Consider the following 8,581-nt stretch of genomic DNA (forward strand, 5'->3'; position numbering starts at 1 on the left):
TTGACGCGGTTTGAATTTGATTTTCGAAGAGTATAAGTCATAGAGATTGGATCAAGAGACTAATCTCGAATATAAAAAGCGGACAAAACTAGTTTTCTGATAAACAGAATCTGGTCTTGTTCGCTTTTTCTTCAAGTGAGGAAGCTGATGGTCATTGAAGTCCTTAAGCCGCAAACCAATTACTACCATTTAGGATGTTTTGATGACAATTTAAGAAAGAGCAATCTATTCCTAGAAATAAATGCTAAACTATGATTGTTCCTAAACATGATTTAGTAGATCGGTGGTCTGGTTCAACCCTAAAAGAATAGAGCTGATCTTACAAGTTAATCAGAAGAGTATTATTGAATTGGATTTAGAGATAGTTAGTAGAAAAAAGAAAATCTGAAATTTGATGCTCTTATGTGAGCAAGACTAAGAAGTTATTCTATTCATTCCTTTATTTGTAGAAAGCTTTGGGGAGTATCTATGAAATTTAATAAATATGCCTATCCCTTAGCGCAAGCCTGTTTGGGTTTGTATTTATTCGCTAATGGAGGTAGTTTGATCAATTTAGATATTGGGGTTATCCTTGTCTTACTATCCCTGATCAAGGGAGTAGAAATCTATAAAGAGGAAAGAAAACACAGATGAGCATCGTTAGTAAGTGGAGATGCTGGAGTTCAGGAAAGAAGAGGTAGTGGTTTGCAAAAGTTGAAAAATAGTTTAAAATTTGTAGGAATGATTTTACTGATTATAAATGTAAATACATTTCCCATGAGAATGCTGGCTCTCGAAGACTCTAGTTCTCTATCCTTAAAGTGGACGACTAGTATTGGGTATTTGGTACTTGCTACTTTCTTGCTAGTTGCTGTTTGGCGACAATATAAAAAGAAAATTCCAGACCAGCAGAAGACTCTCAAATTTACCTGGAAGGATTTTGGAATAGCCCTTTTATTTTATGTGGCTACTCGACTAGTAGCGATTGTAGGTACTCTCCTGATCCAAGTGGTTACTGGAAATCCAACATCTGCTAACGATGCTGCCTTGCTGGCTACAAGTGAGCAGATCACTCGAGTTTTTCCTCTGTTTTTCATCGCCTTTCATTTTGCAATTGGTATATTTGCTCCAATCATGGAAGAATTAGTATTTAGAGGATTCTTCAGCCACTATTTTTTTAAAGATGATCAAAAGTGGTTGAAATTGCTAATAAGTTCTGCGATTTTTGGCTATCTGCATATGTTTTATCCGATAGAGTTTGTAACTTATTTTTTACTGGGAGTGATATTTTACTTAGCCTATGCTCGTAGAGGGAATATCCTTGATTCCATAGCTGTTCATTTGCTAAATAACGGAGTTCTAGTACTGGTATCTATTTTAAACTATCTATTTTTAGTTTTTAGCTAATACTCTTCGAAAATCAAATTCAAACCACGTCAGCTTCGCCTTGCCGTACTCAAGTACAGCCTGCGGCTCGCTTCTTAGTTTGCTCTTTGATTTTCATTTAGTATAAAATATATTCAAAAAATGATTGGTTTAAAGGCTGATCATTTTTCTGTTGCAAAGATTAACTTTTTCTGATTAATACTGAAGACAGCAATAAAAAAACCAGCGATTCAATCACTGGCTGTTAGATAGTTCTTTTAGGAAGCTCCATTGGTAGTAGACGTTTTTGTATCTGTTGTTTGAGTGCTAGAAGAAGGAACAGTCGGTTGTTCTTGTTTACTGCTAGTATCTTCTTTCTTACTTTCTGCACTGCTACTAGATTGAGTTGTTGTTTCTTCTTGTGTGTTTTCTTTTGTAGAAGTATTGTCCTTGTTTGGAGTAGTATTCTCTTGAGGGGATTCCTTTTGAATCTCTTTTATGACTGTTGTCTGGGTTGTCGTAGTTTCTTTTTTAGAGTTATTGTTGTTATTATTATTATTATTATTCATAGCATTCATGATGGTGATACTTGCAGTAATCAGCCCCAGAATACTACCGATAGTAGCAATCGTTTTTTGAAAAACAGTAAATCCTTTTTTGATGTGTTCCGTTTTAGGTTTTGATGTTCTACGATAATTAGACATAATATCTCTCCTTTACTAAAATTCATTATACCGAAAATCTTTAAAAAAAACTTAAATGAACCTGAATTGCCTTTCTTGTCGCCTGAACTGTTTCGTGATACAATAGAAGGAGTGATTTTAGAAAGCGTGAGAAACCATGATTTACTTTGATAATTCGGCAACGACTAAGCCTTATCCAGAAGCACTTGAAACCTATATGCAAGTGTCTGCAAAAATTATTGGAAATCCTTCAAGTCTCCATCGTTTGGGAGACCAATCTAGCAGAATTTTAGAAGCTTCTCGACAGCAGATTGCAGATTTGATTGGCAAGAAAAGCGAAGAAATCTTCTTTACCTCTGGTGGGACTGAAGGGGATAATTGGGTTATCAAAGGTGTGGCTTTTGAAAAAGCGCAATTTGGTAAACACATTATTGTGTCAGCTATTGAGCATCCAGCAGTCAAGGAGTCAGCTCTTTGGCTTAAGACTCAAGGTTTTGAAGTGGATTTTGCACCTGTAAATGAAAAAGGATTTGTAGATGTAACTGCTTTAGAAAACCTACTTCGTCCTGATACAACGCTAGTCTCTGTTATGGCAGTCAACAATGAAATCGGCTCAATCCAGCCTATTGAAGCTATATCAGAACTATTAGCTGATAAGCCAACGATTTCCTTCCATGTTGATGCGGTTCAAGCTTTAGCTAAGATTCCGACAGAAAAGTATTTGACTGACCGAGTGGATTTTGCGACCTTCTCTAGTCATAAATTCCACGGAGTTCGTGGTGTTGGATTTGTCTATATCAAGTCTGGCAAGAAAATTACACCGCTTTTAACTGGTGGTGGCCAAGAGCGTGACTATCGTTCAACAACTGAGAATGTAGCAGGAATTGCAGCAACAGCCAAGGCACTGCGTCTAGCTATGGAAAGATTGGAATTGTTTTCTAACAAAACGAGTCAGATGAAGGAAGTCATCCGTCAAGCTCTTCTCGACTATCCAGATATTTTTGTTTTCTCAGGTGAGGAAGACTTTGCTCCTCATATTCTGACCTTCGGAATTAAGGGAGTTCGTGGGGAAGTTATCGTTCATGCTTTTGAAGACTATGATATTTTCATTTCTACAACATCAGCTTGCTCGTCCAAGGCTGGGAAACCTGCTGGAACCCTGATTGCCATGGGGATTGAAAAGGATAAAGCCCAGTCAGCAGTACGCCTCAGCCTAGACCTAGAAAATGACATGAGTCAAGTTGAGCAATTTTTGACCAAACTAAAATTAATCTACAATCAAACTAAAAAAGTAAGATAGGAGCATTCATGCAGTATTCAGAAATTATGATTCGCTACGGAGAGCTTTCAACCAAGGGTAAAAATCGGATGCGTTTCATCAATAAACTACGTAATAATATCTCAGACGTTTTGTCCATCTATCCTCAAGTTAAAGTGACAGCAGACCGCGATCGTGCCCATGCTTATCTGAATGGGGCAGATTATGAACCGGTGGCAGAGTCACTCAAGCAAGTTTTCGGGATTCAAAACTTTTCTCCAGTCTATAAGGTTGAAAAATCTGTAGAAGTTCTGAAATCTGCTGTCCAAGAGATTATGAAGAATATTTACAAGGAAGGTATGACCTTTAAAATCTCAAGTAAGCGTAGCGACCACAACTTTGAGCTAGATAGCCGGGAACTCAACCAGACACTTGGTGGAGCAGTATTTGAAGCTATTCCAAATGTGCAGGCACAAATGAAAAATCCTGACATTAACCTTCAGGTGGAGATTCGTGAAGAAGCAGCCTACCTTTCATATGAAACTATTCGTGGTGCAGGTGGTTTGCCTGTCGGAACTTCTGGCAAAGGCATGCTCATGTTGTCAGGAGGGATTGACTCTCCTGTTGCTGGATATCTAGCTCTAAAACGTGGAGTGGATATCGAGGCTGTTCACTTTGCGAGCCCTCCCTACACTAGTCCAGGTGCCCTCAAGAAAGCCCAGGACTTAACCCGTAAATTGACCAAGTTCGGAGGAAATATACAATTTATCGAGGTTCCCTTCACGGAGATTCAAGAAGAAATCAAGGCTAAAGCGCCAGAAGCCTATCTCATGACACTGACTCGTCGCTTTATGATGCGGATTACTGACCGTATCCGAGAAGTGAGAAAAGGTTTGGTCATTATCAATGGGGAAAGCCTTGGTCAGGTGGCTAGCCAAACCCTAGAAAGTATGCAGGCTATCAATGCGGTGACTAATACACCAATCATCCGTCCAGTCGTGACCATGGATAAGTTGGAAATCATTGACATTGCACAAGAAATTGATACCTTTGAAATTTCTATCCAGCCCTTTGAAGATTGTTGTACGATTTTTGCGCCTGATCGTCCGAAGACAAATCCTAAGATTAAGAATGCTGAACAGTATGAAGCTCGAATGGATGTCGAAGGTTTGGTTGAGAGAGCAGTAGCGGGAATTATGATTACTGAAATTACACCTCAGGCTGAGAAGGATGCAGTCGATGAGTTAATCGATGATCTCCTTTAATCAGAAAAACCAGAGGAAAAGATAAAATAAGTAAAAAAAGTTAGTTTATTGTCTTAAATTTGGACGGAAACTGACTTTTTTTCTATTTTTATGATATAATTAGGTAAAATTTTGAATATAGAGAGTTTTCTGACAATGAATCAATCTTATTTTTATTTAAAAATGCGAGAGCATAAATTGGTGGTTCCCTACACAGGTAAGGAGCGCCGCGTACGTGTTCTCCTCCCAAAAAACTATGAGAAAGATACGGATAGAAGTTATCCAGTCGTGTATTTCCATGATGGACAAAACGTCTTTTATAGTAAGGAATCCTACGTCGGCCATTCCTGGAAGATTATCCCAGCCATCAAGCGAAATCCGGATATCAGTCGCATGATTATCGTGGCTATTGACAATGATGGTCTTGGACGGATGAATGAGTATGCAGCTTGGAAATTCCAAGAGTCTAATATTCCTGGTCAACAATTTGGTGGTAAAGGTGTCGAGTACGCAGAGTTTGTCATGGAAGTGGTTAAGCCCTTTATTGATGAAAACTATCGGACAAAATCAGACCGTAAACACACTGCCATGATAGGATCTTCACTTGGTGGGAATATTACCCAGTTTATTGGTTTAGAATATCAAGACCAGATTGGTTGCTTGGGAGTTTTCTCCTCTGCCAACTGGCTTCATCAAGAAGCCTTTGATCGCTATATTGAACGTAAAAAGCTTTTGCCTGACCAACGAATCTTTATCTATGTTGGAACGGAAGAAGCAGATGACACAGATAAGACCCTAATGGCTGGCAATATTAAGCAGGCCTATATCGACTCTTCCCTTCGCTATTATCATGATTTGATAGCAGGAGGAGTTCAGTTGGAAAATCTCTCTCTCAAGGTTCAGGCTGGAGCCATTCACCATGAAGTGCCATGGTCAGAAAATCTTCCAGCTTGCCTACGCTTTTTTGCAGAAAATTGGTAACTAGTATAAAGGAGACAGGATATGAATATTGAACATCTTAGCCACTGGAGTGGTCATCTAAATCGTGAAATGTACGTCAATCGTTACGGACACGCAGGTATCCCAGTTGTTGTCTTTGCGTCCTCAGGTGGTAGCCACAATGAATACTATGATTTTGGCATGATTGATGCATGTGCATCCTTTATTGAGGAGGGCCGTGTTCAGTTCTTTACACTTTCAAGTGTCGATAGCGAGAGCTGGCTTGCGACATGGAAAAACGGTCATGACCAAGCTGAAATGCACCGTGCTTATGAGCGATACGTTATTGAAGAAGCTATTCCTTTTATCAAGCATAAGACGGGCTGGTTCGATGGCATGATGACGACAGGTTGCTCTATGGGAGCTTACCATGCTCTTAACTTTTTCCTACAACATCCGGATGTCTTCACCAAAGTCATTGCTCTTAGTGGTGTCTACGATGCACGTTTCTTTGTCGGTGATTACTACAATGATGATGCCATCTATCAAAATTCACCAGTAGACTATATTTGGAATCAAAATGATGGTTGGTTTATCGACCGTTACCGTCAAGCTGAAATTGTGGTTTGTACGGGACTAGGTGCTTGGGAACATGATGGCCTACCTTCTTACTACAAGTTAAAAGAAGCCTTCGATCAAAAACAAATTCCTGCCTGGTTTGCAGAATGGGGACACGATGTTGCCCATGACTGGGAATGGTGGCGCAAACAAATGCCTTATTTCCTCGGTCACATGAGTCTATAAAAGGAGTTGCTTATGAATTATCTTGTAATTTCACCCTATTACCCACAAAATTTCCAACAGTTTAGTATTGAACTAGCCAATAAAGGAATCACCGTTCTAGGGATTGGGCAAGAACCCTATGAACAACTAGATGAACCATTGCGCAATAGCTTGACTGAGTATTTCCGAGTTGATAATCTTGAAAATCTTGATGAAGTTAAACGTGCAGTAGCCTTTCTTTTCTACAAACATGGTCCAATTGATCGCATCGAATCACACAATGAATACTGGCTAGAGTTGGACGCTGCCCTTCGTGAACAATTTCATGTCTTTGGTGCCAAACCAGAAGACCTCAAGAAAACTAAGTTCAAGTCTGAGATGAAAAAACTCTTCAAAAAAGCTGGGGTTCCAGTTGTGCCAGGTGCAGTTATTGAAACAGAAGCAGACGTTGATAAAGCTGTGAAAGAAATTGGACTTCCAATGATTGCCAAACCTGACAATGGAGTAGGTGCAGCAGCAACCTTTAAACTTGAAACGGAAGATGATGTCAATCACTTTAAGGCTGAATGGGACCACTCAACCGTTTATTTCTTTGAGAAATTTGTCACCTCTAGTGAGATCTGTACTTTCGATGGTTTGGTAGATAGAGATGGGAATATCGTCTTTTCTACGACCTTTGACTATGCTCACACACCTCTCGATCTTATGATTTACAAGATGGACAATTCTTATTATGTTCTAAAGGAGATGGATCCAAAATTGCGTAAATATGGTGAGGCAATTGTCAAAGAATTTGGCATGAAGGAACGTTTCTTCCATATTGAGTTCTTCCGTGAGGGTGATGACTATATCGCTATTGAATACAATAACCGTCCAGCGGGTGGTTTCACCATTGATGTCTATAACTATGCCCATTCTTTTGATTTGTATAAGGGCTATGCAGCGATCGTTGCGGGTGAACCATTCCCAGCTTCTCAATTCGATCCTCTATACTGCTTGGCAACATCTCGTCGCGCTAATGCCAACTATGTTTATTCAGAAGAAGACTTGCTCGCCAAATATGGTCACCAGTTCAAGGTCAAGAAAATCATGCCGGCTGCCTTTGCTGAATTGCAAGGAGACTTTCTCTATATGCTAACGACGTCAAGTCGTGAAGAAATGGATCAGATGATTAAGGACTTTGGTCAGCGTCAAGAATAATTAAAATTTTGACTTAACAAACTCTCTTTGTTAGGTCTTTTTTGTAGACTTGAAATAAAAGCGTTTTCCCGCAGGATTCTTTTAGAAAATCTGTTGCTAAAAGGCTTAAAAATTGATAGAATAGGGATTGTCTAAAAAATATTAAGGAGAATCTATCAATGGATTTCGCATGGGCAGTCAAATATGCCACTGAATTTTTGGGAACAGCCATCTTGATTATCTTGGGAAATGGTGCAGTTGCCAACGTTGAACTTAAAGGTACGAAAGGTCACCAAAGTGGCTGGCTCGTTATCGCTGTTGGTTACGGTATGGGGGTTATGATCCCTGCCTTGATGTTTGGTAATGTTTCTGGTAACCACATCAACCCAGCCTTCACTCTTGGTCTAGCAGTTAGCGGACTTTTCCCTTGGGCACAAGTAGCACCATACATCGTTGCACAAGTCTTGGGAGCAATCTTCGGACAAGCCTTGGTTGTTGCAACTCACCGTCCTTACTACTTGCAAACTGAAAAAGCAAACAATATCTTGGGAACTTTCTCAACAATTTCAAGTATCGACCACGGAACAAAAGAATCACGCTTTGCGGCAACAGTTAACGGTTTTATCAACGAGTTTGTTGGTTCATTCGTTCTCTTCTTTGCAGCACTTGGTTTGACAAAGGACTTTTTTGGTGCTGAAGTTCTCCAATATATGAAACAAATGGCGACTCAAGCAGGTCAAAATGTTGACTTCTCTGATTTGGCAATTAAAGCTCAAGTAGCGCCTCATACAGCTGCAGGACTTTCTGTTGGTCACTTGGCACTTGGTTTCTTGGTAATGGCCTTGGTAACATCTCTTGGTGGACCAACTGGACCTGGTTTGAACCCAGCTCGTGACTTTGGACCACGTCTCCTTCATGCCTTCCTTCCAAAATCAATCCTTGGTCAACACAAGGGCGATTCAAAATGGTGGTATGCTTGGGTACCAGTAGTTGCACCGATTGCAGCTGGTATTGCAGCAGTAGCGCTTTTCAAATTACTTTACCTATAATCACAAGAAAACTGGGAAGACCCAGTTTTTTCTTGTCTACGAAAGTCGAGTTTTTAGAGGCTCTTTGTCAACTGTAGTGGGTTGATGAAAAGTTATAACCTG

Annotated in this window: 9 protein-coding genes; 8 read left to right on the forward strand and 1 reads right to left on the reverse strand. The window is 39.8% G+C overall.

Annotation, left to right across the window (positions count from 1 at the left end; translation table 11 throughout):
• Positions 1-468: 468 nt before the first annotated feature.
• Together HMPREF2795_RS10755 and HMPREF2795_RS03770 are read left to right on the forward strand one after the other, a co-directional pair.
• Entirely contained in the window at positions 469-633 is a 165-nt protein-coding gene (locus HMPREF2795_RS10755; RefSeq protein ID WP_007554479.1) for a hypothetical protein, read from the forward strand.
• A 51-nt stretch (positions 634-684) separates the two neighbouring features.
• Positions 685-1,386: a CPBP family intramembrane glutamic endopeptidase gene (locus HMPREF2795_RS03770; protein WP_001170760.1), complete on the forward strand. Its 702-nt coding sequence runs from the start codon at positions 685-687 to the stop codon at positions 1,384-1,386.
• Positions 1,387-1,622: 236 nt separating this feature from the next.
• Here the strand turns inward: HMPREF2795_RS03770 and HMPREF2795_RS03775 are convergent, their stop codons facing one another.
• Entirely contained in the window at positions 1,623-2,048 is a 426-nt protein-coding gene (locus HMPREF2795_RS03775) for a DUF6556 family protein (protein ID WP_075228257.1), read from the reverse strand.
• Positions 2,049-2,184: 136 nt separating this feature from the next.
• On the opposite strand from HMPREF2795_RS03775, the gene HMPREF2795_RS03780 reads away from it, so the two are divergent.
• From HMPREF2795_RS03780 to gla, 6 genes are all read left to right on the forward strand, one after another.
• Complete coding sequence (locus HMPREF2795_RS03780) at positions 2,185-3,327, forward strand: cysteine desulfurase family protein (RefSeq protein WP_000638945.1); 1,143 nt, start codon at positions 2,185-2,187, stop codon at positions 3,325-3,327.
• A gap of 8 nt (positions 3,328-3,335) precedes the next feature.
• The gene (gene thiI / locus HMPREF2795_RS03785) at positions 3,336-4,550 is read left to right on the forward strand and encodes a tRNA uracil 4-sulfurtransferase ThiI (RefSeq protein ID WP_001200055.1); all 1,215 of its coding nucleotides are present in this window, start codon (positions 3,336-3,338) and stop codon (positions 4,548-4,550) included.
• Between the two features lie 135 nt (positions 4,551-4,685).
• Complete coding sequence (locus tag HMPREF2795_RS03790) at positions 4,686-5,510, forward strand: alpha/beta hydrolase (protein WP_001076728.1); 825 nt, start codon at positions 4,686-4,688, stop codon at positions 5,508-5,510.
• A 21-nt stretch (positions 5,511-5,531) separates the two neighbouring features.
• Positions 5,532-6,272, forward strand: a complete 741-nt coding sequence (locus HMPREF2795_RS03795; protein WP_001019250.1) for an esterase family protein — start codon at positions 5,532-5,534, stop codon at positions 6,270-6,272.
• A gap of 12 nt (positions 6,273-6,284) precedes the next feature.
• A complete protein-coding gene (locus HMPREF2795_RS03800; RefSeq protein WP_001108594.1) occupies positions 6,285-7,451 on the forward strand; it encodes an ATP-grasp domain-containing protein in 1,167 nt (388 codons plus the stop codon).
• Positions 7,452-7,609: 158 nt separating this feature from the next.
• A complete protein-coding gene (gene gla / locus HMPREF2795_RS03805) occupies positions 7,610-8,479 on the forward strand; it encodes an aquaglyceroporin Gla (protein WP_000344872.1) in 870 nt (289 codons plus the stop codon).
• Positions 8,480-8,581: the final 102 nt, after the last annotated feature.

The organism is Streptococcus sp. HMSC056C01, from assembly GCF_001811305.1.
GTDB lineage: Bacteria > Bacillota > Bacilli > Lactobacillales > Streptococcaceae > Streptococcus.